Annotated in this window: 26 protein-coding genes, 1 other RNA gene and 1 pseudogene; 10 read left to right on the top strand and 18 right to left on the bottom strand. The window is 64.3% G+C overall.

All coding sequences use genetic code 11. The annotated features are described in order from the left end of the window. Positions 1-993, top strand: a 993-nt coding sequence (locus BGN91_RS01825) for a phosphomannomutase/phosphoglucomutase (protein ID WP_292610260.1), incomplete at its 5' end; no start/stop codon positions are given. Between the two features lie 84 nt (positions 994-1,077). Here BGN91_RS01825 and BGN91_RS01820 read toward each other — a convergent pair. The 3 genes from BGN91_RS01820 to BGN91_RS01810 all read right to left on the bottom strand — a co-directional run bounded on the left by BGN91_RS01820 (position 1,078) and on the right by BGN91_RS01810 (position 3,077). Further along, positions 1,078-1,587 (bottom strand): Lrp/AsnC family transcriptional regulator, encoded by a 510-nt coding sequence (locus tag BGN91_RS01820; RefSeq protein WP_292610259.1) that lies wholly within the window; start codon positions 1,585-1,587, stop codon positions 1,078-1,080. Positions 1,588-1,669: 82 nt separating this feature from the next. Then, positions 1,670-2,617: a sugar kinase gene (locus BGN91_RS01815; RefSeq protein ID WP_292610258.1), complete on the bottom strand. Its 948-nt coding sequence runs from the start codon at positions 2,615-2,617 to the stop codon at positions 1,670-1,672. A 43-nt stretch (positions 2,618-2,660) separates the two neighbouring features. Beyond that, positions 2,661-3,077 carry an HIT family protein gene (locus BGN91_RS01810; protein ID WP_292610257.1) on the bottom strand — a complete coding sequence of 139 codons (417 nt, stop codon included), beginning with the start codon at positions 3,075-3,077 and terminating at the stop codon, positions 2,661-2,663. A gap of 127 nt (positions 3,078-3,204) precedes the next feature. On the opposite strand from BGN91_RS01810, the gene ffs reads away from it, so the two are divergent. The 4 genes from ffs (at position 3,205) to recR (ending at position 6,341) form a co-directional block, all read left to right on the top strand. Continuing rightward, positions 3,205-3,301, top strand: an RNA gene (gene ffs, locus BGN91_RS01805) — signal recognition particle sRNA small type. A gap of 116 nt (positions 3,302-3,417) precedes the next feature. After that, a complete protein-coding gene (locus tag BGN91_RS01800) occupies positions 3,418-5,256 on the top strand; it encodes a DNA polymerase III subunit gamma/tau (protein ID WP_292610256.1) in 1,839 nt (612 codons plus the stop codon). 15 nt (positions 5,257-5,271) lie between these two features. Then, positions 5,272-5,592: a YbaB/EbfC family nucleoid-associated protein gene (locus BGN91_RS01795; RefSeq protein ID WP_292610255.1), complete on the top strand. Its 321-nt coding sequence runs from the start codon at positions 5,272-5,274 to the stop codon at positions 5,590-5,592. Between the two features lie 146 nt (positions 5,593-5,738). Then, on the top strand, positions 5,739-6,341 hold the full coding sequence (gene recR / locus BGN91_RS01790; protein ID WP_292610254.1) for a recombination mediator RecR: 603 nt from the start codon (positions 5,739-5,741) through the stop codon (positions 6,339-6,341). A gap of 146 nt (positions 6,342-6,487) precedes the next feature. On the opposite strand, the gene BGN91_RS01785 is transcribed toward recR, so the two are convergent. Both BGN91_RS01785 and gloB read right to left on the bottom strand, forming a co-directional pair. Beyond that, positions 6,488-6,898: a cupin domain-containing protein gene (locus BGN91_RS01785; RefSeq protein WP_292610253.1), complete on the bottom strand. Its 411-nt coding sequence runs from the start codon at positions 6,896-6,898 to the stop codon at positions 6,488-6,490. A gap of 44 nt (positions 6,899-6,942) precedes the next feature. Continuing rightward, positions 6,943-7,710, bottom strand: a complete 768-nt coding sequence (gloB, locus tag BGN91_RS01780; protein WP_292610252.1) for a hydroxyacylglutathione hydrolase — start codon at positions 7,708-7,710, stop codon at positions 6,943-6,945. A gap of 139 nt (positions 7,711-7,849) precedes the next feature. Between gloB and BGN91_RS01775 the strand changes: the two genes are divergently transcribed. Next, a complete protein-coding gene (locus tag BGN91_RS01775; protein WP_292610251.1) occupies positions 7,850-8,590 on the top strand; it encodes a methyltransferase domain-containing protein in 741 nt (246 codons plus the stop codon). 48 nt (positions 8,591-8,638) lie between these two features. On the opposite strand, the gene BGN91_RS01770 is transcribed toward BGN91_RS01775, so the two are convergent. From BGN91_RS01770 to BGN91_RS01750, 5 genes are all read right to left on the bottom strand, one after another. Beyond that, positions 8,639-9,358: a DUF4167 domain-containing protein gene (locus BGN91_RS01770; RefSeq protein ID WP_292610250.1), complete on the bottom strand. Its 720-nt coding sequence runs from the start codon at positions 9,356-9,358 to the stop codon at positions 8,639-8,641. Between the two features lie 469 nt (positions 9,359-9,827). Next, the gene (gene prmC / locus BGN91_RS01765) at positions 9,828-10,712 is read right to left on the bottom strand and encodes a peptide chain release factor N(5)-glutamine methyltransferase (protein ID WP_292610249.1); all 885 of its coding nucleotides are present in this window, start codon (positions 10,710-10,712) and stop codon (positions 9,828-9,830) included. Positions 10,713-10,866: 154 nt separating this feature from the next. Then, positions 10,867-11,952 carry a peptide chain release factor 1 gene (gene prfA, locus BGN91_RS01760; protein WP_292610248.1) on the bottom strand — a complete coding sequence of 362 codons (1,086 nt, stop codon included), beginning with the start codon at positions 11,950-11,952 and terminating at the stop codon, positions 10,867-10,869. 45 nt (positions 11,953-11,997) lie between these two features. Then, positions 11,998-14,265 carry a phosphoenolpyruvate--protein phosphotransferase gene (gene ptsP / locus BGN91_RS01755; protein ID WP_292610247.1) on the bottom strand — a complete coding sequence of 756 codons (2,268 nt, stop codon included), beginning with the start codon at positions 14,263-14,265 and terminating at the stop codon, positions 11,998-12,000. 405 nt (positions 14,266-14,670) lie between these two features. Continuing rightward, positions 14,671-15,924 carry an aspartate kinase gene (locus BGN91_RS01750; RefSeq protein WP_292610246.1) on the bottom strand — a complete coding sequence of 418 codons (1,254 nt, stop codon included), beginning with the start codon at positions 15,922-15,924 and terminating at the stop codon, positions 14,671-14,673. Between the two features lie 199 nt (positions 15,925-16,123). On the opposite strand from BGN91_RS01750, the gene BGN91_RS01745 reads away from it, so the two are divergent. From BGN91_RS01745 to BGN91_RS01735, 3 genes are all read left to right on the top strand, one after another. Continuing rightward, positions 16,124-16,591, top strand: coding sequence for a PH domain-containing protein (locus tag BGN91_RS01745; protein ID WP_292610245.1), 468 nt, complete (start codon positions 16,124-16,126; stop codon positions 16,589-16,591). Positions 16,592-16,606: 15 nt separating this feature from the next. Next, positions 16,607-17,380, top strand: a complete 774-nt coding sequence (ubiG, locus tag BGN91_RS01740) for a bifunctional 2-polyprenyl-6-hydroxyphenol methylase/3-demethylubiquinol 3-O-methyltransferase UbiG (protein ID WP_292610244.1) — start codon at positions 16,607-16,609, stop codon at positions 17,378-17,380. Between the two features lie 111 nt (positions 17,381-17,491). After that, positions 17,492-18,391 (top strand): DMT family transporter, encoded by a 900-nt coding sequence (locus BGN91_RS01735; RefSeq protein ID WP_292610243.1) that lies wholly within the window; start codon positions 17,492-17,494, stop codon positions 18,389-18,391. A gap of 130 nt (positions 18,392-18,521) precedes the next feature. Here BGN91_RS01735 and BGN91_RS01730 read toward each other — a convergent pair whose 3' ends face one another. From BGN91_RS01730 to BGN91_RS01710, 5 genes and pseudogenes are all read right to left on the bottom strand, one after another. Next, positions 18,522-18,962, bottom strand: a complete 441-nt coding sequence (locus BGN91_RS01730; protein ID WP_292610261.1) for an EamA family transporter — start codon at positions 18,960-18,962, stop codon at positions 18,522-18,524. A gap of 5 nt (positions 18,963-18,967) precedes the next feature. Then, positions 18,968-19,411 (bottom strand): DUF1178 family protein, encoded by a 444-nt coding sequence (locus BGN91_RS01725; protein ID WP_292610242.1) that lies wholly within the window; start codon positions 19,409-19,411, stop codon positions 18,968-18,970. An 80-nt stretch (positions 19,412-19,491) separates the two neighbouring features. Beyond that, a pseudogene (locus BGN91_RS01720) lies at positions 19,492-19,647 on the bottom strand (DUF1178 family protein); the annotation flags it as partial. Continuing rightward, positions 19,644-20,525 (bottom strand): carbon-nitrogen hydrolase family protein, encoded by an 882-nt coding sequence (locus BGN91_RS01715; protein WP_292610240.1) that lies wholly within the window; start codon positions 20,523-20,525, stop codon positions 19,644-19,646. The gene BGN91_RS01715 and the pseudogene BGN91_RS01720, both read right to left, overlap by 4 nt. Before the next feature lie 51 nt (positions 20,526-20,576). After that, positions 20,577-21,392: a ComF family protein gene (locus BGN91_RS01710; protein WP_292610239.1), complete on the bottom strand. Its 816-nt coding sequence runs from the start codon at positions 21,390-21,392 to the stop codon at positions 20,577-20,579. Between the two features lie 121 nt (positions 21,393-21,513). On the opposite strand from BGN91_RS01710, the gene BGN91_RS01705 reads away from it, so the two are divergent. Then, positions 21,514-22,398 carry a methyltransferase domain-containing protein gene (locus tag BGN91_RS01705; RefSeq protein ID WP_292610238.1) on the top strand — a complete coding sequence of 295 codons (885 nt, stop codon included), beginning with the start codon at positions 21,514-21,516 and terminating at the stop codon, positions 22,396-22,398. A gap of 95 nt (positions 22,399-22,493) precedes the next feature. Here BGN91_RS01705 and mutT read toward each other — a convergent pair whose 3' ends face one another. The 3 genes from mutT to BGN91_RS01690 all read right to left on the bottom strand — a co-directional run. Continuing rightward, a complete protein-coding gene (mutT, locus tag BGN91_RS01700) occupies positions 22,494-22,904 on the bottom strand; it encodes an 8-oxo-dGTP diphosphatase MutT (RefSeq protein WP_292610237.1) in 411 nt (136 codons plus the stop codon). A 169-nt stretch (positions 22,905-23,073) separates the two neighbouring features. Beyond that, positions 23,074-24,315, bottom strand: a complete 1,242-nt coding sequence (gene argJ / locus BGN91_RS01695; RefSeq protein ID WP_292610236.1) for a bifunctional glutamate N-acetyltransferase/amino-acid acetyltransferase ArgJ — start codon at positions 24,313-24,315, stop codon at positions 23,074-23,076. An 89-nt stretch (positions 24,316-24,404) separates the two neighbouring features. Next, positions 24,405-24,665: peptidyl-prolyl cis-trans isomerase (locus tag BGN91_RS01690; protein ID WP_292610235.1), on the bottom strand; the 261-nt coding region annotated here is incomplete at its 5' end.

Genomic DNA, 24,665 nt, shown 5'->3' with positions numbered 1-24,665 from the left:
GAAAACTTTCCGGCGCGCTATATCGCCGACCTGACGAAGCGGCCGAAGCTGAAGCGCAAGCTGAAAGTCGTGGTGGCCTGCGGCAACGGCACCGCCGGCGCCTTCGCGCCGAAGGTGATGGAGGCGATCGGCTGCGAGGTGATCCCGCTGGACACCGAACTCGATCACACCTTCCCGAAATACAATCCGAACCCCGAAGACATGAAGATGCTGCACGCGATCCGCGATGCGGTGCTCGAACACAAGGCCGATGCCGGCCTCGGTTTCGACGGAGATGGAGACCGTTGCGGCGTCGTCGACAACACCGGCGAGGAAATCTTCGCCGACAAGGTGGGGGTGATGCTGGCGCGCGATATGTCGGCGATCCACAAGGATGCGCATTTCGTGGTCGACGTGAAGTCGACGGGCCTGTTCGTCACCGATCCGGTCTTGCAGAAGCAGGGCGCCAAGGTGACCTACTGGAAAACCGGTCATTCCTATATGAAGCGCCGCACCAACGAACTCGGCGCGCTCGCCGGTTTCGAGAAGTCCGGCCACTTCTTCTTCAACGCGCCGATGGGCCGCGGTTATGATGACGGCCTGATCTCGGCGATCGCAATCTGTGAGATGCTCGACCGCGCTCCGGGAAAATCGTTGGCCGACCTGAAGGACGCCTTGCCCAAGACATGGTCATCGCCGACCATGTCGCCGCATTGCGCCGACGAAACCAAATACGGCATCGTCGACAGCGTGGTGAAACATTTCGAGACCGCCAGGGCCAACGGCGACAAGGTGGCGGGACAGCCGATCCGCGATCTCGTCACCGTCAACGGCGTCCGGGTGACGGCGGAGGATGGAAGCTGGGGGCTGGTGCGGGCCTCATCGAACAAGCCCGAACTGGTGGTGGTGGTGGAAAGCCCGGTCTCCGAGCAGCGCATGCGCGACATGTTCGAGGCGATGGACAGCGTGCTGCGCACCCATCCGGAGGTCGGCGAATACAATCAGAAGATTTGACACAGACGTCATTGTCGGACTTGATCCGGCAATCCGTCAGGTAATGAATACACGGGTCAAGCCCGCGCATGACGATTGAAATCGCTACACCGCGCTCACCGCCGGCACCGGCAGCGCCGTCACCGATTTGATCTTCTCCATCGCGAATCGCGAGGTGACGTTCTTCAGCGCCACGGCGCTGATCAGCTTCTTGTAAAAGAGATCGTAGCTCGCCATGTCGGCGACCACGACGCGCAGCATGTAATCGACGTCGCCCGCCATGCGATAGAGCTCCATCACCTCGGGCATGGCGCTGACCGCGTTGGCGAACGTGGTCAGCCAGGCGTCCGAATGGTCGCCGCTCTCCACCGATACGAACACCGAAATGCCGAGCCCGATCTTGTTCTGATCGACCAAGGCCACCCGGCGCAGGATGATGCCGTCGGCTTCGAGCCGCTGGATTCGCTTCCAGCACGGCGTCGAAGACAATCCGACCCGGTCGCCGATCTCGGCTACCGACAGGGATGCATCCTCCTGGAGCACGGTCAGGATCTTGCGGTCGATGGCGTCGAGACGACGGCCGGACTCGGAGGGTTGGAGGGCGAGATCGCTCATGATTAGAACATTGTTCCAATATGAAAGTTGTTCAACCTCATATATAGAAAAATATTCCAATGCAAGGGCGGTCGCTCCGGACTTAAGCAGAGGTCGGGGCCGCTTCTTTCAAAAACGCTTCCACTTCAGAACGTTGCGGGCAGGCGAAGGCGCCGCCGAAGCGGGTGCATTTGATCGCGGCGGCGGCGGAGGCGAATCGAAGCGCCGTCGGCACCTCCTGGTTTTCGGTCATGGCGAGGGCGAACGCGCCGTGAAACACGTCCCCGGCTCCCAGCGTGTCCACGGTGTGGACCGGAAAGGCTGGGGCCTCCTGAAGCTCGCCGTTGGCATCGAGCCACAACGTGCTCTGCGGGCCACGCGTGCCGGCGAGAAAGGACGAGGTGAACCCGGCAAGCGTCCGCAGCGCCGTCGCATCGTCGTTGGTGCCGGCCGTGGCCTGGAGCGCTTCGCTGGAGAAAATCAGATGCGACGATGCGGTCAGCAGGCCGCCGCGCATCGGCATGGCGCTGTCGATATCGACGACGACGGGAATGTCGCGCCGGCGCGCCTCCGTGCAAAGATCAGTGCAAAAGGGCGCGCAGCGACTCTCGACCAGGATGGCGTCGCAGTGCGCGAGCAGCCGCTCGGTGTCAGGCAGGTGCACTTTCCACAATTCTGGATCGCGGAAGGTAATGATGGTGCGCTCGCCGCCGGGGTCGATCATGACGCTGGAGATCGGCGTCACCAGGCCCGGCATGTGAACGATGTCCTGCATCGCGATGCCGAGTTCCGCCGCCTTGTCGAAGATGTAGCGGCTGGAGGTTTCGCCGGCATCGCCCATGGGGCCGCAGAAGGCCGCGCGGCCGCCGAGCCGGGAGATGGCGACCGCAGCGTTGAGCGCGTTGCCGCCGGCGATTTCCTCGAAGCGCTCGGCGCCGATCTTGAAGCCGCGTCCCGGCAGGCCCTGCACATGAAAGGTCATGTCGCGCACCGGTATCCCGATGCACAGGATGTGCGACAGGCGCCTAGGCGCGGCCTCACGAAAGTTCATCGCTGGTTCCCTTGTCGTCTCCGCCAACCGCACCCTAAACGATCTAACCGAATCCTGTCCTCCGCCTGATCGCACCCATGAATGCCTCCAGTTCCGCCGCGTCGTATTCGAGCGCGGGCGCAGCCCCCCATACCGGGCGCGGCCACGCGGCGTCGCCATTGCGGCGCGCGATGATATGGACGTGGAGCTGCGGCACCTGATTGCCGAGTGCGGCCACATTGAGCTTGTCGCAACCCGTGATGTCCTTGAGCGCTTCGCAGACCTGACCGATCTCCGTCATCAGGCTTGAGCGGTCGTCGCTATCGAGGTCGATGATCTCCACCGCTCCCGCCCGCCTTGGCACCAGAATGAGCCAAGGGTAGTTGGCGTCCTTGCTGAGCAGGAGCCGGCTGAGCGACAGGTCGCCGATGCCGACCGCGTCGTTGTCGAGCTGCGGATGAAGCGACCAGGCTTCGGACATCGTTGCGGCCACTTTATTTTGAGGAGTGCCGTTGCAAACTGGCCCGGCGATCCGCCGAGGTCAATGGCCCGGAACGGAATGCCGCGGCCGCTTGCTTTCCGGTCCTTTTGGCCCCAAATAGGGATCGGGAGATTGGCGGTGGACGAGCCACTCGCCAACCGGGTCAGGTCCGGAAGGAAGCAGCCCTAACGAGGTCCGGATCGGGTCGCTCGTCAGTCTCCTACCAGTTTTGGCGAGCCATGTTTTTCGGGACTCTTGCCGGCGCCGGATTGGGCGCGACCCGAAACATCGCCCGTTGTTCCGCAAGCCGGCTTCGAGAGACAAAATTGCGGATCGCTCAATGACCGACGCTGGCCATTCCTCAACGCCCTCCGATGACGCCGCCGGCCAGACCGGCTTCGCCCTCGGCGCGCGGGCATCCGAATCCGGCGCCGAGTATCGCGTTCTGGCGCGGAAATATCGTCCCGCGAGCTTTGACGATCTCATCGGACAGGAGGCGCTGGTGCGCACCGTGTCCAATGCTTTCGAGACCGGGCGGATCCCGCAGGCGTGGATACTGACCGGCGTGCGCGGCGTTGGGAAAACCACCACCGCGCGCATTCTCGCCCGCGCGCTGAACTACGAATTGCCTGATGGCTCGGTAAGCGGACCGAGCATCCGGATGCCGACGCTCGGCGTGCATTGTCAGGCGATCATGGAAAGCCGTCACATCGACGTGCTGGAAATGGACGCCGCGTCTCACACCGGCGTCGACGACGTCAGGCAGATCAACGACAGCGTGCGTTATGCGCCGTCCAGCGCGCGCTACAAGGTCTATATCATCGACGAAGTCCACATGCTTTCGACGGCGGCCTTCAACGCGTTCCTGAAGACGCTGGAGGAGCCGCCGGAGCACGCCAAATTCGTGTTCGCGACCACCGAAATTCGCAAGGTGCCGGTCACGGTGCTGTCGCGCTGCCAGCGCTTCGATCTCAAGCGGGTCGATGCCGATGTGCTGATGACGCATCTCGGCAACATTGCGAAAAAGGAAGGCGTCGAGGTCGAATCGGAAGCGCTCGGCATCGTGGCGCGGGCGGCCGAAGGCTCGGTGCGGGATTCGCTCTCGCTGTTCGATCAGGCCATCGCCCACGCCGCCGGAGTGGTGCGGGCCGAGGCGGTGCGGCAGATGCTCGGACTTGCCGACCGCACACGGGTGATCGATCTCTTCGAGTCGCTGGCGCGCGGCGATATCGCTGCCGCATTCCAGGAGTTCCGCGACCAGTACGATACCGGCGCCGATCCGGTGGTGGTGCTCAGCGATCTGGCCGAGTTCGTCAACTTCGTCACCCGGGTGAAGATCGTTCCGGCGACCGCCGACAATGTCGCATTCGGCGAGACGGAGCGGCTGCGCGCCCGCGATTTCGCCGCGAAACTGTCGATGCGCGTGCTGTCGCGGATGTGGCAGATGCTGCTGAAGGGCATCACGGAGGTGCAGGGCGCGACGCGGCCGGCGGCGGCGGCCGAGATGGTGCTGGTGCGCATCGCTTATGTCGCGGACCTTCCGACGCCGGACGAAGCGATCCGTATGCTGGACCGGAACGGCGGCGAATCGCCGGTCGCTGCCGGCAGCGCCGCGTCGCAGAGAACGTCCGGCGCATCGGCGTCCTCCGTCCAGTCGTCTGCCGCCCGCACCGTATCGGCGCCGCGCGCCGCCGCGGAGCCCGCGCCTCGCCCCCGGGCGGTGGCGCCTATGGCCGATCCGGCGGATGCGGCGCCTGCGCTGCGGCTGGAGAGTTTTGCCGAACTCGTGGCGCTCGCCGGCGAAAAGCGCGACCTGATCGTCAAGGCTGCGCTCGAGGCCGACATGCGCCTCGTCCGCATGGAAGACGGCCGGCTCGAGGTCGCGCTCGAACGCAGCGCGGCGCGCACGCTGGTGAACGATCTCGCGCGCAAGCTGGAACAGTGGACAGGCCGGCGCTGGACCGTGATCGTCTCCAACGAGCCGGGACAGCCGACGCTGCGCTCGCAGGCGCTGCTGCAAAAGAACGAGCGCGAGCGGGTCGCCGAGGCCGATCCGCGCGTGAAGGACGTGCTGGCGCGTTTTCCCGGCGCCAAGGTGATCGAGGTGCGAAAGCTCGCTTTGTCGCCGCCGGATGCGGATGTCGTTCCCGACGATCTGGCCGACGGTTCCGATGAATAACAAAAGGAACGTATGATGGCTGACTTTCTTGGCATGATGAAACAGGCCGCTCAACTGCAATCCAAGATGAAGGCGATGCAGGACGAGCTTGAGCATGTCGAGGTCGAGGGCACGTCCGGCGGCGGTCTCGTTCGGGTACGGATGACCGCGAAGATGGACGTCAAGGCGATCTCGATCGATCCGTCGCTGATCAAGCCGGAAGAACGTGAAATCCTCGAGGATCTTGTGGTGACCGCTGTCGCCGACGCGCGCCGCAAGGCGGAGGTCGCGATGCAGGAGAAGATGCAGGCGTTGACGGGAGGGCTGGGTCTGCCTCCCGGTTTGGGTTTTAGTTGATGCGTGCGTTGCAATGTGAAGATTGGAATCTGACCACTCGAGCGTTTTCGAACGACGTGGATGCCGGTTCGCGCGACGAAAACGCGTCAATGCAAAATCATCAAGCCTCGCTTCCAATTCCGCCAGGAGCGGCGAGGCTCTAGCAGATGCCGTCGGTCACTGGCCCCGAGATCGATCGTTTGATCCAGTTGCTCGCGCGGCTGCCCGGGCTCGGCCCGCGCTCGGCCCGGCGGGCGGCGCTGCATCTGATCAAGAAACGCGAGGCGCTGATGACGCCGCTCGCAGGGGCGCTTCAGGTTGCGATCGACAGGATCCGCGTCTGCGAGACATGCGGCAACATAGACACGCGCAGTCCATGCACCGTGTGCACGGATACGCGGCGCGATCCCTCCATCATCGTCGTGGTCGCGGACGTCGCCGATCTCTGGGCGCTGGAGCGCGCGGGCGCATCCAACGGATTTTATCATGTGCTCGGCGGGACGCTGTCGCCGCTCGACGGCGTCGGCCCGCAGGACCTGACGATCGATGCGCTAGTGTCGCGGGCGCACGATCCGCGCGTGAGCGAAATCGTGCTGGCGCTGAATGCGACCGTCGACGGCCAGACCACCGCGCATTACATCACCGACCTGCTTGGAGATGCCGACGTCAAGGTGACGCGGCTCGCCCACGGCGTTCCGGTCGGCGGCGAACTCGATTACCTCGATGAAGGGACGTTGTCGGCCGCGATGCGGCAGCGCACTCTATTTTAGAGTGCGGCACGCTTTGACAGACGCATCTTATCCGTCGTGGCCAGGCTTGACCCGGCAATCCATCAAATCTTCCGGGGACGACGGATGCGAGGGTCGAGCCCGCGCATGACGCTGAAGCGCGGCTTGATCCGTGCAATCGAGAGCCGCTAACCCATCTCAAAGCCGGAGAATTCAAATCCCGGCGCAACCGTGCATCCCACCAGCGTCCAGTCGCCGCTGCTCTCCGCCGTCTGCCAGGCATAAGCGGGCACGACCGCTTGCGGTGCTTCGCCTGCCGGAAGATCCGCGCCGAGGCGCACCGTGCGCATGACGCCGCCCTCGTGGATCTCCAGCACCAACGGGCTGCCGGCGTAGTAGTGCCAGATCTCTGCCGCGTCGATGCGGTGCCGTCGCGAGCGCTCGCCGCGAGCCAGCAGGAAATAGATCGCGGTGGAGGCAGCGCGGCCGCGATCGTCGGTGCGGACGTCGCGAAAAGTCTCGCGATAGTGGCCGCCTTCCGGGTGTGGCTTGAGATCAAGCCGCGCGATGATGTCGGCAGCGGTTTCAGGTTTGCACATGATTCGGTCCGAAAGCCGGAAGCCTTCTTTTCCGGGTCATGCGCTCACGACTTGTTCTTGCGTTCGCGCAATTCGGCAAAAACGTCGATGCCACTGGCGCCCTTCATGTGAACTCCGGCCGCCACCGCCGGATCGTCGGCGCGCAGGAAGACGTTGGCTTTTTTCTCTTCGCCCATCAGGGTCGGCACCGTCGGCTTGCCCTCGGCGCGCAGCCGCGCGACTTCCTCGGCCCTCGCCTTGAGGGTCGGATTGTTCGGCTCGATGGTCAGCGCGAATTTCACGTTCGATGCGGTGTATTCATGCCCGCAATAGAGCCGGAAATCGTCCGGCAGCGCGCGCAGTTTCAAAAGCGAGTCCCACATCATCGGATAGGTACCCTCGAACACCCGGCCGCAGCCGATCGAAAACAGGGTGTCGGCGGCGAACACCGCCTTCTCGTCGTCGAAGACATAGCTGACGTGGTCCAGCGTGTGGCCCGGCGTTTCCAGCACGCGTCCGAGCAGCGTACCGACCTTGACGATGTCGCCCTGGCCGACCCGCACATCGAGACCGGCGATTCCTGCTCCCCTGTCGTGTGGGCCCACGACCCGGCAGTTGTATTTCTGCTTCAGTTCCGCGATGCCGCCGACATGATCGGCGTGGTGGTGGGTGACCAGAATATCGGTCAGTTTCCAGCCGTTCTGTTCCAGCGCCTCGATGATCGGCCCGGATTCGGGCGCATCGATTGCGGCGGTCGCGCCGGTCGCCGGATCGTGAATCAGCGCGCCGAAATTATCGGTGAGGCATGTGAACAGGCGAATCTCGGCGGTCATGTCGTCTCCATAGGCCCGAAACATTGACGCTAGCACACCCCTGTATGCGGTGGAACATGCCGTTAACGCTGGGTTATAATTGCACAAATCGGGCTGGGCCGGGGTGCCGGTCCTGCCGGCAACATGGTAGACATGGGCCATGGCAATCGATGTTATCGACCTTCGCGATTTCTATTCGCAGCGCCTCGGCGTCGTGGCGCGGCGGCTGATCAATCGCGGTATTCACGCGCACTGGCCGAACACGGAAGGTCAATGCGTGGTCGGGCTGGGCTATCCGACGCCTTATCTCGGCTTGTTCCGGGAGGGCTGCGAACGGTGTATCGCCTTCATGCCGGCGGCGCAGGGCGTATTGAAATGGCCGACGGCACGGCCGGCGCTGGCGACGCTGGTCGATGAGTTTTCGTTGCCGCTGCAAGACGCGGTAGCAGACCGCATCCTGCTGGTTCATGCGCTGGAAATGTCGGACGATCCGGAAAATCTTCTGCGTGAAGTGTGGCGCGTTCTCTCGCCGTCGGGCCGTATGATGGCGATCGTTCCCAATCGCCGCGGCATCTGGACTCGCACCGATACCACGCCGTTCGGCCACGGCCGGCCCTATTCGCGCTCGCAAATCACCCAACTGCTGCGGCAGACATGGTTTACGCCGTCGGCCTGGGGCGAGGCGCTGTTCGTCCCGCCGATCAATGGCAGCTGGTTCCTGCGCTCGGCAGCGGCGTGGGAGCGCGTTGGTGCCGCGCTGTCGCTGCCATTCGCCGGCGTTCATATCGTGGAGGCGACCAAGCAGGTCTATCGCCCCATCGCCGCGAAGCGGGAGCACAGCCGCTTGATCCCGGTTTTGCCGCCGGTGCTCGCGCCGTCATCGTGCAGCACCGAGGAGTGAAATCCGATCGCGGCAGCGCGTTCATCCCTCCGGATCGGAGGCGAGGCGCTATTCGTTGCCGGGGTTGAAGTCCTCGCCGGGAACGGACGGCTGCGCCATGCTGTCCTGACGCGGACCATGCGGGCGCCGCCGCCGGCGCGGCGGGAAGCGGTCGGTGCGTTCGCCGCCCTGATGGCCGTTGCCTTCGAACCGGCCGCCATTCGCCTGCGGCTGTGCCCCCGTGATGAACGACGGCAGGCGATCGACGCCGCCATTATCGGCGGGCTGCATCGCCGGTTGCGGCTGATATTGCGGCTGCGGTTGACGGTGTTCGCGGGGTTGCTGCTGGTCGCGCTGGAAGGGTTGCGGATCGCGCTGATGATTGTCGCGCGGCTGCTGAACCGGAACGAAGCCCGGCTCCGCCCCGAAGTTCGAATAGTTTTCGCTCTCGTCGTCGCTCGCATCATCCGACGCGTCGACGTCGATCCGCGGCTGCTGCTGCGGCTGGCTCTGGCGAAACTGTTCCTGCGCCGCGGCGATCAGGCGGAAATAATGCTCGGCATGCTGATAGTAGTTCTCGGCGGCCACGGGATCGCCGGATGAACGGGCGTCGCGAGCGAGCTGGACATATTTCTCGGCGACGTGAGAGGCGGTACCGCGGATCTTGATGTCGGGGCCGTTGGATTCGAAAACCCGAGTCATCGGGTTCTGGCTGCGTCGGTTGTTATTGTTGTTATTGTTGTTGTTCCGGTTACGCATCCGCTTGTTGTTATTCTGACCGTTTCTCATGTCCCGCCTTCGGTTACCAGCCTTGAAGTTTCACCCTTGAGGAATTGTCTTGTCGTTTGTCTTTGCCGCCACCGACGTGGCCTGTTCAGCGCACGGGCGCCACTCTTTCCATATCGGTTTCGCCAATCGTCGCGTTCAGCAAAGACGCGTTTCCGGGTCGTCAGCAGGCGCATCGCACCGGCACGGCCACATCATTCAGCCAGAGACATCAAACTCCGGTTTTCTCTCGTGAGTCTTCAAGCGCAGTATCAGGCTTTCGTTCGCTTCATGGTCGCAAGCAACGTAGCTCTCGGCCACCGCGCTTGATATGACCTGCCCTTAAGAACCGTTCACTCGGGTCGGTTCTCGTTCGAGAACTCAGGCTCACCTGCAGTAACGCTGCGGGGCCAGCAACCCGGGACCGTGTTGATTTCAAAGGTAGTCGCTCCCGAGGGATATTCCAAGTGGTTTTTTACGGCCCAATCGGGCTTTACGAGGGCGATTTTCGGGCCGTGACGGCGCGACCGATGCCCGCGAGGTCGGCCCTGGGAGATTCTGAAACCGTTAACCCTGTGGCGGCGATCAGTCGGGCGACATCGTCGGCCTGACCCTGTCCGACTTCCAGAACGAGAAGACCATCGGGCGCTAGCAGCCCGTCCGCCTGCGGCGCGATCCGGCGATAGGCTTTGAGCCCGTCGCCGCCGCCATCCAGCGCGAGGCGCGGATCGTGATCGCGTACCTCCGGCGCGAGGGATGCGATGTCGGCCGTGCGGACATAAGGCGGGTTCGAGACGATCAGGTCAAATGGGCCGGTCAGCCCTTGCCCGTAGTCACCGACTATAAAGGCCGCGCGCGGCGCAAGACCGAGGGCTTGCGCGTTGTCTTTCGCGATATCGAGCGCGGCTGCGCTCAGATCGGTGCCGACGCCGGTGGCATTTGGCAGTTCGCTCAGCAATGCGAGCAGGATGGCGCCGCTGCCGGTGCCGAGGTCGGCGATGCGGAGCGGAACTCCAATTCGGCCTTCGGCGCGAAGGATGTCGAGCGAAGCCTCGACCACGGTTTCCGTATCCGGCCGTGGCACCAGGGTATCCGCCGAGAGCCTGAGCGGCAGCCCCCAGAACTCTTTCGTTCCGAGAATGCGCGCCACCGGCTCGCCGGCGAGGCGGCGTTGCGCGAAGGCATCGAGGCGTGCCGCGTCCTCATGCGTAAGTTGGCGTGAGCCTTGCGCGATCAAGCCGGTAAGATCAAGGCCCAGCGCGGCGCCGGTCAGCATGCGGGTGTCAAGCGCGGCGCTGCCGATGCCCGCGGCCTCGAAGCGCTTCGTCAGCAATCGCCGCGCGGTCTCGATGCTTCGTCCGGCCAATGAATCGGTCATGCCTTCGTCCCCGACCCATGCGTTGTCGTCCCTGCGCAAGCAGAAATCCATAAGCCGTGCCGCTTCATTTGATAAACACTATTGGATCGATCGGCCAAATGACCGATGCCAGGGATTATGGATCCCGGCGTTCGCCGGGACGATAGAATGCGACTCACGCGCTGCCATTCTCGGCTGCAAGCTGCGCTGCCTGATGCTCCGTGGTCAGCGCATCGATCAGTTCGTGAAGCGCGTCACCGGCGATCACCTGCGCCAGCTTGTACAGCGTCAGATTGATGCGGTGATCGGTGACGCGACCTTGGGGAAAATTGTAGGTGCGGATGCGCTCTGAGCGGTCGCCCGATCCGACCTGATCCTTGCGGTCGGCCGAGCGTGCGGCGTTGATGCGCTGCCGCTCGGCGTCATAGATGCGCGAGCGCAGGATGTTCATCGCGGAAGCGCGGTTCTTGTGCTGGGAGCGGCTGTCCTGCATGTTGACGACAATGCCGGTCGGGATGTGGGTGATCCGGATCGCGGACTCCGTCTTGTTGACGTGCTGGCCTCCCGCACCCTGCGCGCGCATGGTTTCGATACGAAGATCATCGGGCTTGATTTCGACGTCGACCTCTTCGGCTTCCGGCAGCACCGCAACCGTCGCCGCCGAAGTATGGACGCGCCCCTGCGCTTCGGTATCGGGCACGCGCTGTACGCGATGCACGCCGGATTCGAACTTCAACTTGGCGTAGGCCCCGCGGCCCTGCACCTCGGCGACGATTTCCTTGTAGCCGCCCATCGTGCCTTCGCTTGCCGACACCACCTCCACCTTCCAGCCCTGCAAGCCCGCGAAGCGCTCGTACATGCGGAACAGGTCGCCCGCAAACAGCGAGGCTTCGTCGCCGCCGGTGCCGGCGCGGATTTCGAGCATCACGTTGCGCTCGTCCATCGCATCTTTCGGCAGCAGGGCGATCCGGATATTCTGCGCGAGTGCGTCGCCTTGCTCCTCCAGGGCCGGACGCTCGGCTTCCGCCATCGCCCGCATCTCGGCGTCGGTGGCGGGATCGGCGATCATGGCGTCGATGCCGGTGATCTCGGCTTTCACGGCGCGCCAGTTCTTCACCGCCTCGACGACAGGATTGAGTTCGGCCAGTTCGCGCGTCATCTGCACGTATCGGTCGGCGCTGACCTGGCTCAGCAGCTCGCTTTCGAGCGCGGCATGGCGAGCCAGCAGGAGATCGAGTTTGGTTTCGGGGAGTGCGGACATGATTGAATTTCCGGGATAGACAAGGGCATGCGCGGCGGTGGCACGCTACAACGCCAGCCCCTCTGCATCAGCGAAATCCTTAAGCCTGTCGCGAATGGACATGCTGCCGGAAGGGGCCTCCAGCAGAGGCGTGATCGCCGCTTCCGCCTTCTTCGCGTCGAGATCGAGGATCATGGCCTTGACGGGACCGTGCGCGGTGGCCGACAGCGAAAGCGAGCGGTAGCCGAGCCCGATCAGCGCCAGCGCGCCCAACGGCTGCGATGCCATCTCCCCGCACAGGGAGGCGCTTTTCCCGGCTGCCTTCGCCTTGGTCACGATATCGCGCAGCGCCCGGAGGATCGGCGCCGACAGCGTATCGAAGCGGTTTGATACCTTGCTGTTGCCGCGATCGACCGCGAACATGAACTGAAACAGGTCATTCGACCCGACCGAGACGAAGTCGACTTTCCCGAGCAGTTCGTCGAGCTGGTACAATAGCGCGGGCACCTCCACCATGGTGCCGACGTCAACGCGTTCCGGCAGCGCGTGGCCGTGCTGGCGCAGATAGGTGAGCTCGCGCTCGATGATGGCCTTGGCCTGATCGAATTCGGCGACTTCCGCGATCATCGGAAACATGATGCGCAACGCGCGTCCGCCACCGGCGCGCAGCAGCGCGCGGACCTGCCCGCGCAGCAGGCCGGGGCGGTCCAGTCCGAGCCGGATCGCGCGCCAGCCCAGCGCCGGATTTTCCTCGGCGATGGTTTCCATGTAGGGCACGGCCTTGTCGCCGCCGATGTCGAGGGTGCGGAAGGTCACCGGCTTGTCGCCGGCGGCGTCCAGCACCGCGCGGTACAGTGCAAGCTGCTCGCTTGTGCGCGGCAGGTTCTGTCCGACCATGAATTGCAACTCGGTCCGGAACAGGCCGATTCCGGAGCAATTGGTATCTTCCAGATGAGGCAGGTCGATCAGGAGGCCTGCGTTGATCATGAGATCGATAGGCTGGCCGTCCCTGGTGACGCATGGCTTGTCGCGCAGCGCGAGGTACTGCGCCTGCCGTCGGGCGCGAAAACGTACGCGCTCGGCATAGGCCGATTCGATTTCCGCCGACGGCCGCACATAGATCGCGCCAGAGGTGCCGTCGACGATGATGGGATCGCCGGGGTCGGCGATTCCAGGCGCGTTCGGCACCTCGCCGACGGCGGGAATGCCGAGCGCACGCGCGACGATGGCGACGTGTGAATTTGCGGTGCCTTCCTCCAGCACCAGGCCGCGCAGCCGCTTGCGGTCATAGTCCAGCAAAGCCGCCGGCCCCATGGCGCGCGCGATCAGGATCGCATTCTCGGGGAGTTGCTCACGCGAGGGCGCATGATCCTGTCCGGCCAGTTGCCGCATCAGGCGATGGCCGAGATCCTCGAGGTCGTGCAGGCGATCGCGCAGATAGGGATCGGTCGAGCGCAGCATCCGCGCGCGGGTGTCCGATTGCACGCGCTCGACGGCGGCCTCGGCGGTGAGGCCGGTGGCGACCGCTTCCTGCAGCCGGTGCGACCAGCCGTGATCGTTGGCGAACATACGGTAGGCCTCGAGCACGTCGCGGTGCTCGCCGCCGTCCGCGACGTCGCCGCGCTCCAGCATGCGGTCGAGGTCGGCGCGCAGCTTGGCGAGCGCCGCCTCCAGTCGCCTGATTTCCTTCGGCAGGTCCTCGGCGATGTAGTTGGTGATGACGACGCGCGGTTCGTGCAGCACCACATGGCCGAGCGCGATGCCGTCGGACAGGATCGCGCCGGTCTGGCGGATCGAGTGGCGCGAGACCGGCTCGAGGCCGGGCTGGGCGAGGGCGGCCAGTTCGCCCGAGGCGATCATCTCGGCCAGCACCATCGCGGTGGTCTGGAGCGCTTCGACCTCTTCCTCGACATAGGTGCGCCTGGCGCGGTTCTGCACCACGAGCACGCCGAGCGTGTTGCCCGCGCGCAGGATCGGCACGCCGAGGAACGAATTGTAGATTTCTTCGCCGGTCTCCGGACGGAAAGAGAACGCCGGGTGGCTCTGTGCGTCCGACAGATTGAGCGGCGTCGCTTCGCTTGCGACGAGACCGACGAGACCCTCGTGCGAGGTCAGCACGGTACGATGCACCGCGTCGCGGTTGAGACCTTCGGTGGCGTAGAGTTCCAGGGTATTGTCGACGCGCAGCACGTAGGTCGAACACACCTCCGCCACCATGTTGGCGGCGATCAGCACCACGATCTTGTCGAGGCGCTCCTGTGCGCTGACCTGCTCCGCCATGACTTCGCGGAGCCGTCTCAACAAGACGCGGGGGCCGCTCGACGCGCTCCGCATGTCCCGGTATCCTCCCTGCGAGGCCGCCTTCTTGATAAGCCTCAGAAAAACAATGACTTTACCGCGTCCGAAAGCGCCGCGCCGCGGTTCACGACCGAATGATTGTCTGAAGCCGTGGCGGCGGTCGCAACGGTCGCATCATGAGGCCGTATAACCAATCGCTATCCGGTTTGCCAAGCAAAACGCCCGCCGCCGAAGGGCGCAGGGTTTGGAAAATCTGCAATGGCCTGACCTTGCGGTGGGCGAGGCCGTGGCCACCTTCGCCGGCTTGGGTGAGAGGGGGTGATCCACTGCATCCCCGGCGCGGGATGAGTAAAAGTGCGTAGCGGTTTTCCGCCCGCATCCCGCTTTGATATCGGATCGACGTCGCTGATGTGGATCGAATCGATCCGAAATCATCATGATCTAGGCGTGATCGAGACCGTAAAGCGTGTGCAAAGTGCGCACCGCGAGTTCGGTATAGGCGGTGTCGATCAGCACCGAGAACTTGATTTCGGACGTGGTGATGGCGCGGATATTGATGCCCTTGTCCGACAGCGCCTTGAACGCCTGTGCTGCCACGCCGGCGTGGCTGCGCATGCCCGAGCCGATCACCGAGATCTTCGCGACGTCAGTGGCGCTGTCGAGGCGCGCATAACCGATCGTGTCCCGGGCCGCGGCGATGGTCTCCCTGGCGCGGGCATGGTCGGTTGCCGGCACCGTGAACGTCAGGTCGGTGGTCTTGCCGTCTTCCGAAACGTTCTGCACGATCATGTCGACGTTGATGTTGGCATTGGCAAGCGGAACGAAGATCGAGGCCGCAACCCCCGGCTTGTCCTCGATCTGGCGCACCGAAATCTGTGCTTCGTCCTTGGAGAAGGCGATGCCGGTGACGACGTGGCTTTCCATGATTTCCTCCTCGCTGCAGATCAGCGTACCCGGCGGCGTGCCATGGGGATCGACGTCCTCCGGCTTGTCGAAACTGGAGCGGACGAAAATCGGCATGTTCTGGGTCATGCCGAGTTCCACGGAACGAACCTGCAGCACCTTGGCGCCCTGCGACGCCAGTTCCAGCATGTCCTCGAACGCGATCCTGTCGAGCCGGCGGGCCTTTGGAACCACGCGCGGATCGGTGGTGTAAACGCCGTCGACGTCGGTATAGATGTCGCAGCGGTCGGCGCGGATGGCGGCCGCGATCGCCACCGCCGAGGTGTCGGAGCCGCCGCGGCCGAGCGTGGTGATGCGGCCGGTCTGCGGGTTGATGCCCTGGAAGCCGGCGATCACCGCGACTTCCTTGCGTTCCCTGAAGCGATTGACGAGTTCGCCGCCGTCGATGCCGAGGATGCGCGCCGAGGCGTGGGCGTCCGAGGTGTGAATCGGAATCTGCCAGCCCTGCCAGGAGCGCGCCTGAATGCCCATCGCCTGCAATGCGATGGCCAAAAGGCCCGACGTGACCTGCTCGCCGGAGGCCACCACCGCGTCGTATTCCCGCGCATCGTGCATCGCGGAGGCGTCGCTGCACCACGCCACCAGTTCGTTGGTCTTGCCGGACATCGCCGAGACCACCACCGCGACATCGTGGCCGGCATCGACCTCGCGTTTGACATGCCGCGCGACGTTGCGGATGCGGTCGAGATTGGCGACGGAGGTGCCGCCGAATTTCATCACAAGCCGGCTCATGACGGATGGTGCGTTCCCAAAACGATCTGGATAGGGGATATCTGGATAGAAGGCTAACCGAATAGAATATCGTGCGAAAAGCGCGGGCGCACGGCCGAGAAGGCGCGTATACATACCGGCGCGGTTGCGGGCAGGCAAGGCGGCTTTCGGCCGGTCCACGAGCGGTGCATGATCCAGGCAAGACGCGCGAGGCAGGCCGATGGGGCGCTATGTCGACGATATTCTGCAACCGGGCGAGAAGGTATTGTATTCGACCAACGTGCACTGGATCTTCTATCTGCCTGCGATTGCCGCCTGGGTCGTGGCGCTCGCCCTTTTCGTGGGTGCGCAGGCGTTCGTGACCCAGACGTCGATGCTGGTCGGCCTGTCGCTGGCCGTCATCGCGGCGCTCGTGGCGCTGTACTTGATGCTGCGGGCGTGGTTTCAGCGCTGGACCACCGAGACCGACGTGACCAATTTACGGGTTGTGCACAAGACCGGCTTCATCAAACGGCGCACCTTCGAGATGAGTCTGGACAAGGTCGAGAGCGTTGATGTCAATCAGAGTATTCTCGGCCGTATTCTCAACTACGGCGACGTGACCGTGCGCGGGGTGGGCGAAGGGGCCGAGAGGATCATGACGATCGCCTCGCCGCTCGCGTTCCGCAGCCACATCACGGCGCGATAGGAGCCGCGCGCAGCCATGACCATGCAAGTCAACCCCCCGGCGAATTCTTCGGCCGCTTCGGGATCGACGGTTGATCCCGCCGAAATCGCGAAATTTTCCAAGCTGTCTCAGGAGTGGTGGGATCCGAACGGCAAGATGGCGCCGCTGCACAAGATCAATCCGTTGCGGCTCCAGTTCATCCGCGACGCCGCCTGCCGCAAGTTCGCGCGCAGCGCGCGCAGCCTGAACTGCCTGGCGGACCTGAGGCTGCTCGATATCGGTTGCGGCGCCGGTCTTTTGTGCGAACCGTTCACGCGGCTCGGCGCCGAGGTGATCGGGGTCGATCCGTCCGCATCCAACATCGCCGCGGCGAAGCTGCACGCCGAGAAAGCGCACCTGTCGATCGATTATCGCTGCACCACCGTGGAAGACATGGATGTGCGCGAGCGTTTCGACATTATCCTCGCGATGGAGGTGGTGGAGCACGTCGCCGATGTCGGCCTGTTCATCGATCGTTGCGCCGCGATGCTGAAACCGGGCGGCATGATGGTGGCCTCCACGCTCAACCGCAATTGGAAGAGCTTCGCGCTCGGCATCGTCGCGGCCGAATACGTGCTGCGCTGGCTGCCGCGCGGCACCCACCAGTGGGACAAGTTCGTCACTCCCGATGAACTCGCGCGTCATCTCGAGCGCAACAGGCTCGGCATCACCGAGCAGAGCGGCGTGGTCTACAGTCCCTTCGCGGACAAATGGAGCCTGTCGTCGGACATGGACGTGAACTACATGGTGGTGGCCGAGGCTGTGGGGTGAACGATCAACGGGCGCAAACCCGCATCGCCGCCATGACGTCGCTCCCGTTGACCCCGATGACGGGGACCGGCACGGTGGCGGCGTTCAGCAGCTCCAGCTCCCATCATCTTCATGTTCACCATCGCCTCGCTCTGGATTCCCTTCACAGTCACGGCCGCGTTGGGGCAGGTCGCGCGCAATGCGATGCAGCGCTCGCTCACGGCGCCGCTCGGCACGTGGGGTGCGACCAACATCCGCTTCCTGTTCGGTCTTCCTTTTTCGCTGGTCTTTTTTGCGGTTGTGATCGCGTTCACCGGCGATCCGGTGCCATGGCCCGTCGTCGCCTTCTGGCTGTGGCTGTTGCTTGGCGCGCTTAGCCAGATCGTCGGCACCGGCTTGATGCTGCTCGCGATGAACGACAGCTCATTCGTGGCGACGACCGCGTACCTCAAGACCGAAGCGATCCAGACCGCGATCTTCGGATTTGTTTTTCTCGGCGATCATCTCACCTTGCTGAAAGTGGTTGCGATCCTGATCGTGACCCTCGGCGTCATTGTCACCGCGCTCCGGCCGGCCGGCGCCAGGGGCTTTGCCGAACTCAAGCCGATGGTGCTGGGATTGGTCGCGGCCGCCTGCTTCGCGCTGTCGGCGGTCGGCTTTCGCGGCGCCATCATCGCGGTGCCGGGCGTATCGTTCGTCACCGCGGCGTCCTACACGCTGGTGCTCGGTTTGGTGGTGCAAACAGCGGTGCTGACGGCGTATCTGCTGCTGCGCGCGCCGGAGGTGCCGAAACGAATTCTCCGCCTGTGGCGGCCGTCGCTGTTCGCCGGTTTTCTGGGCGCGTTCGCCTCGCAATTCTGGTTCCTGGCGTTCGCGCTCACCGCGGCCGCCAACGTCCGCACGCTGGCGCTGGTCGAGGTGCTGTTCGCGCAGGCGGTGTCATATTATTCGTTCAAGCAGCCGCTTTCGATGCGCGAGTTCGGCGGCATCGTGCTGATCGTGATCGGCGTCGGGCTGCTGGTGGCGGTTTAAAGCGTTTTCAAGCGAAGCGCGCCTCGAGCACGAGGACGGCTGTGCCGGGTCCGTGGAAACACTGCGTCAAATCAAGGCATGGAGTCCCGCTTCTGATTTCCGTCGAAGGTGGGAAAGACTTCGGTCAGAGTCAGCGTTTGATGGCAATGACGACTGCGCCGGCTGCGATCAAGGCGATTCCAATCCAGCCATTCAGCGATGGGCGCTCGCCAAGAAAGATGACGCCGAACAAGGCCACCAGCACGACACTTAGCTTGTCGATCGGCGCGACCAGCGTGGCCGGACCAAGTTTGAGTGCACGAAAATAGCAAAGCCACGACGCTCCGGTGGCCAGTCCGGACAGCACGAGAAAAATCCAGCTTCGGATCGGAATTGGGCCGGAGTGGCGGATCTGTCCCGTCGCCAACAGGATCAGGCCGAGACTTAGGAGGACAACGATGGTGCGGAGGAAAGTGGCAAGATCGGAATTGATGCCCTCGACGCCGACCTTGGCAAAGATAGCGGTCAGTGCCGCGAATGCCGCCGACAGCAGCGCCCAGAACAGCCACGCCGGAAACGTGCCCAGCGTCACCACCCTCAGTTCCGGTCGTCCCGCAGCACCGGCAGCGATCCGACCGCGACGCCTTCCTCGATCAGTGATTTTGTTTCCTCGGGCGAGGCCTCGCCGTAGATCGGGCGAGGTTCGATATCGCCGTAGTGCATTTTGCGCGCTTCATTGGGAAATCGCGCGCCGACGTCGTCGGCGTTCTTGACCAGATGGTCGTGCAACTGTTTGAGTTCGGCGCGCAACTCGCGCTCCTCCGCCATCATTGCCGACATGGATGGGTCAGCAGGCGCTTGCGATCCGCGCTTTTTCGCACCGACGATCCGTGGCGCCATGATCGCTTTCTCGACCTTCGCCGAGCCACAAACCGCGCAGGTCACGAGCTTGCGTTTGACCTGCGAATCGTAGGTTGACGAGCTCTGAAACCAGCTTTCGAAGCTGTGGCCGCGGTCGCAGCGCAGCGTGTAATGGATCATGCCGAGCCTCCTTCGGGAGGATCGATCGTAAATGCGGGAGCGGCCGCGATGCGCCGCGGGCGGCTCTTCGTGCCGCCGCCGAGTCGCGGCGCCATGATCGCCTTCTCGACCTTGGTCGTGCCGCAGGTGGCGCAGGTTACGAGCTTGCGTTTGACCTGCGAGTCATAGGACGCGGAACTCTGGAACCAGCTTTCGAAGGTGTGACCGCGCTCGCAGCGCAGATTGTAGCGGATCATGCCGAGCCTCGCACGAGATGGAGATGATTGGTCGCGGAATTCTGGGTGATCAAGGAGAAGCGCCGCCCATGCTGCAACGACGGCACGGCCTTGCGTGCGGTCGCAACCTTGCCCGGATCGATCGTCGCCAGCACGATGCCGGGTTCGGTCGCGCTGCCTTCGGCCAGCACGGTGCCCCAGGGATCGACGATCAGCGAATGGCCGAATGTTTCGCGCTTGTTCTCGTGCAGACCCGCTTGCGCTGCGGCAAACACGAAGCAGCCGTTCTCGATGGCGCGCGCGCGCAGCAGCGTGTGCCAATGCGCCTCGCCGGTCTTTCTGGTGAAGGCGGAAGGAACAGTGAGAAACGACGCGCCGGCTTCGGCCAGCGCGCGGTACAGCGCCGGAAAGCGGACGTCGTAACAGATCGTCATGCCGAGCTTGCCCCAGGGCAGCTCCGTCAGGACGGCAATTTCGCCCGGCTGATAGTTGGCGGACTCCCGGTAGCTTTCGCCGCCGCCGAGATCGATGTCGAACATGTGGATCTTATCGTAGCGCGCGAGGATATCGCCGGAAGGTCCGATCAGGAACGAGCGGTTGACGGCTCTGTCGGGCGTGGCCTGCAACGCCAGCGAGCCGATGTTGAGATGGATCCTCAGTTCGCGCGCCAGATCGCGGTAAGCGGCGAGCGAGTGGTCATCGTCCTCGCTTTGCAGGTTTTCGAACAACGCGATGCGATCGGTCTGCATCATGTTGCTGACTTCGGGCGTCTGGATGAAGCTTGCGCCCCGCGCCGCCGCCTCGCGGATCAGTTTTGCGCCCTGATCGAGATTGGGCTTCGGCAACAGACCGCTGCGCATCTGGATCATCGCCGCGACGAACGTGGTCTCGGTGTTCATGTCGTTGCCTTTCGCCCGAACAGGAACGAGGCTCCGGGTTCGAAGCTCAATTTATATGGGAGCTTTCATGGTGTCGACAACCCGGGCGAACACCAGCACGTCCACTTGTGCGGCCTTGGCGCGCAGCAGCACGCGCGCGCATGCGTCCACCGTCGCGCCCGACGTCAGGACGTCGTCGATCAGGACGACCCGGCGGCCCTGGATTTCGCCCGTGCGTTCGGTCGCGATCTTGAACGCGCCCTGGACGTTGCGGGCGCGATCGGTTCGCGACAATCCGACCTGTTGCCGGGTCGGGCGGATGCGCTGCAGCAGGTCCGGCATGACCGGCACGCCGGATTGTGCGGCGATGATTCGCGCCAGTACGCCGGACTGGTTGTAGCGGCGGCTCCAGCCGCGCCGCCAATGCAGCGGCACCGGAATCAGAACGTCGGCGGCCTCGAGCAATTCGGTGCCTGCGCGCGCCATCCAGCGTCCCATCGCGGGCGCGAGGTCGGTGCGGTCCTGATATTTCAACGCGTGGACCAGCACCTTGGCGACATCGTCGTAGCGCACCGCGGCGCGGGCGCGCTGATAGGCCGGGGGATTGGCGATCGCCTCCATCGACAGCATGTCGGAACCGGGATCGTAAACAAACGGGATGCCGAGGCGGGGACAATAGGGGCGTTCGATGAACGACAGTTGCGTCCAGCAATCGGCACAGACGCCGACGCCCGCGACCGGTTCGCGGCAGGCGACGCAGAGCGTCGGCAGCGCGATGTCGAGCGCCGTTCGCGCCGCGCGGGACAATGCGCCGGAACAGGCCTGCCACGCGCCGCGCAGCGGGTTGGCTCGCGGCGCTGAAGCCTGGCTGTCCGTTGAAGCGTTCATGGAACGGAAGGCTAGCCCGCGATCTGGCGGCGCTCAAGCCGGTCGGAACGAGTCCTCTGCCCGGGACACGATCGCGTTGCCGCGCATTGCCAGCAATGGGATGGTCGGCGTACCAAGTCGCATGGCCCCGAACCCGCCATCCCCGCCCGTTCTGTTCGACCGCGCTCTGCTGGGCGTGCGGCAGAAGCGCGCGGCCAAAATGGGGGTCGCGCCGTTTCTGCTCGAGCGCGTCGCGGAGGATATGGCGGACCGCTTGCGGACCGTGCTGCGCACGTTTCAGCATGGGGTGGATGTCGGCACGCCGGGCGATCAGGTGCGCGGCGCGCTGGCGGCGCAGGTCGCGGAGTTGTCGCACATCGATCTTCCCGCCGACGAGAGCGAAGCCCTGGGACTGGCGCTGGAATCGCTCGACCTCGCCGTCTCAGGGCTCGCATTCCAGTTTGTCGACGATCTGCCGGGCGTTTTGGCGCAGATTCGCCGCGCGCTGAAACCGGACGGATTTCTGCTTGCTGCAACCATGGGTGGAGAAACGTTGACCGAATTGCGCCAGGCATTCGCCGCCGCCGAGTCCGAGCTTGAGGGGGGCATCTCGCCGCGCGTCGCGCCGTTTGCGGATGTGCGCGATGCGGGTGCGCTGCTGCAACGCGCGGGCTTCGCGCTGCCGGTGACGGATGTCGATCGCGTGGTGGTGCGCTACGGCGATGTCTTCGCGCTGATGCACGATCTCCGCCGCATGGGCGCGGCCAATATCCTGGCCGAGCGGCGGCGGACGCCGTTGCGCCGCGCGACGTTGTTGCGGATGGCGCAAATCTATCATGAGCGTTTCGCCGATCCCGACGGCCGCATCCGCGCCACCTTCGATATCGTCTGGCTGTCGGGATGGGCCCCTCATGAGAGCCAGCAGAAGCCGTTGCAGCCGGGTTCGGCGAAGGCGAGCCTCGAAGCAGCGGTGAAGCGGCGGACTTCACCCTCCCCTGGAGGGGGAGGGTCGACGCGAATGAAATGAGCGGCGGGGTGGGGTGGATATTCTTATGCGCTGTCATCCCACCCCGATCATCTCGGCGCTCTGATCGACCCTCTCCTCCAGGGGAGGGTAGGGAGCTACATCAGCAGATCGATCAGCGGCGGGATCAGCGGAATGTCCGCCGGCGGCATCGGATAGTCGCGTAAGCGGTTGGCGCGGACCCACTTCAGTGCCTGTCCTTCTTTGGAGATCACCTCGCCCTGCCAGCGCCGGCAGATGTAGAGCGGCATCAACAGATGGAAACTCTCATAGGCGTGGCTCGCGAATGTCAGCGGCGCGAGGCAGGCTTCCTGTGTGACGATGCCAAGTTCCTCGCGCAATTCACGAATCAGCGCCTCTTCGGGGCGTTCTCCGGCCTCGAACTTGCCGCCCGGAAACTCCCACAGGCCGGCAAGCTGCTTGCCTTCCGGGCGCTGCGCGATCAGCACGCGGTTGTCGGCGTCGATCAACGCGCAGGCGACGACGAGAGTGAGTTTAAGGTGAGCCATTGCGTCGGGCGCTTTCTTTACCCTCCCCTGGAGGGGAGGGTCGGCGCATAGCGCCGGGGCGGGGTGATTGCGTTAGGAAAAACAGGCAACATAGATCAATTCATCGGCACCCACCCCGACTACGCCTGACGGCGCAGTCGACCCTCGCCCTCCAGGGGAGGGTAAGAAATCACGACCGGTAATCGCCGTTGATGGCAACATACTCCTTGGTGAGATCGCAGGTCAGTACCCGGTCGCGGCCTTTGCCGAGCCCTAGTGCAACGTTGATCCGGATGGTCGGGCTTTTCATCGCCCTTGAGACCTCCGCTTCATCGTACGACGGATCGCGCGCGCCGCGGGTGGCGACGCGGATGCCGTTGAACGAAATAGACAGCTTGTCGCGATCGGCCGGTTCGCCGGCCTTGCCGACCGCCATCACCACGCGGCCCCAGTTGGCATCCTCGCCGGCGATCGCGGTCTTCACCAGCGGGGAGTTGGCGATCGACTTGGCGATCCGGCGCGCCGACAGCTTCGAGGTCGCGCCCTCGACGATGACCTCGACCAGCTTACGGGCGCCTTCGCCGTCGCGCGCGACCTGTTCGGCGAGATTGGCGAGCACGCCATGAAACGCCTTGGCGAAAGCCTTCAGGCGCGGATCGGACGCGCGCGAGATTTTCGGCGCGCCGTGCGCGGCCGCGGTGCCGGTCGCGAAGACCAGCAGCGTGTCGGAGGTGGAGGTGTCGCTGTCGATGGTCACGGCGTTGAAGGTGTCCTCGACTCCGCTTTTCAGCAGCGTTTGCAAAGCTGACGCCGAAATCGGCGCATCGGTGAACACGAACGACAGCATGGTGGCCATGTCGGGTGCGATCATGCCGGCGCCCTTGGCGATGCCGTTGATGGTGACGGTGGCCTTGCCGAGTTTTACGCGTGCGGTCGCGACCTTGGGGAAGGTGTCGGTGGTCATGATGGCGCGGGCTGCGTCCATCCAGCGATCGGGCGCCGCGTCGCGCGCCAGCGTTTCCAGCACGCCGTTGAATTTCGTCGCGTCGAGCGGCTCGCCGATCACGCCGGTCGATGCCAGATAGATGTCGCTTGCCTTGCAGCCCGCGGCCTTCGCCGCGATGTCGGCGGTCAGCTTGGTCGACTGGCGTCCGGTCTTTCCGGTGAAGGCGTTGGCGTTGCCGGAATTCACCACCAATGCCCGCGCGCCGCCACTTTTCAGTCGGGCGCGGCACCACTCCACCGGCGCCGACGGGCATTTGGATCTGGTGAACACGCCGGCCACCGTTGTGCCTTTGTCCATCAGCACCAGGAGCACGTCGGTACGGTCCTTGTAGCGGATGCCGGCCGCGGCGGTCGCAAGGCGCACGCCCGCGATTGCGGGCATGTCGGGGACGTCGGTCGGGGCGAGCGGGGAGACGGCGGTGGACATGGCTTTCTCGTCATTGCCGGACTTGATCCGGCAATCCATCAAATGAGATGGATGCGCGGGTCAAGCCCGCGCATGACGAAATCGCAGATTTACTTCTTCGCGGGCGCCATCTTGCTATCGGCGGGCTTTGCGGAGCCGGCCTTGTCTCCGCCTGCCGCAGCCGCCGGCTTGTCCATCCGCTCGACCTTGGCCGTCTCGCGCAGCTTGGCGACGTATTCGGCCTGCGCCTTGCGCGTCACATACTGCTCGATCTGCGGCTTTACCTGATCGAAGTCGGGGGCCTTGCGGTTGCGCTTCTCCTCGACCTTGATGATGTGCCAGCCGAACTGGGTCTTGACCGGATCGGAAAT

Origin of the sequence: Nitrobacter sp. 62-13 (assembly GCF_001896955.1) — a bacterium.
Lineage (GTDB): Bacteria > Pseudomonadota > Alphaproteobacteria > Rhizobiales > Xanthobacteraceae > Nitrobacter.
Note: the sequence above shows the minus strand (reverse complement) of the source record. Positions and strands in the feature narration are given on the sequence as shown.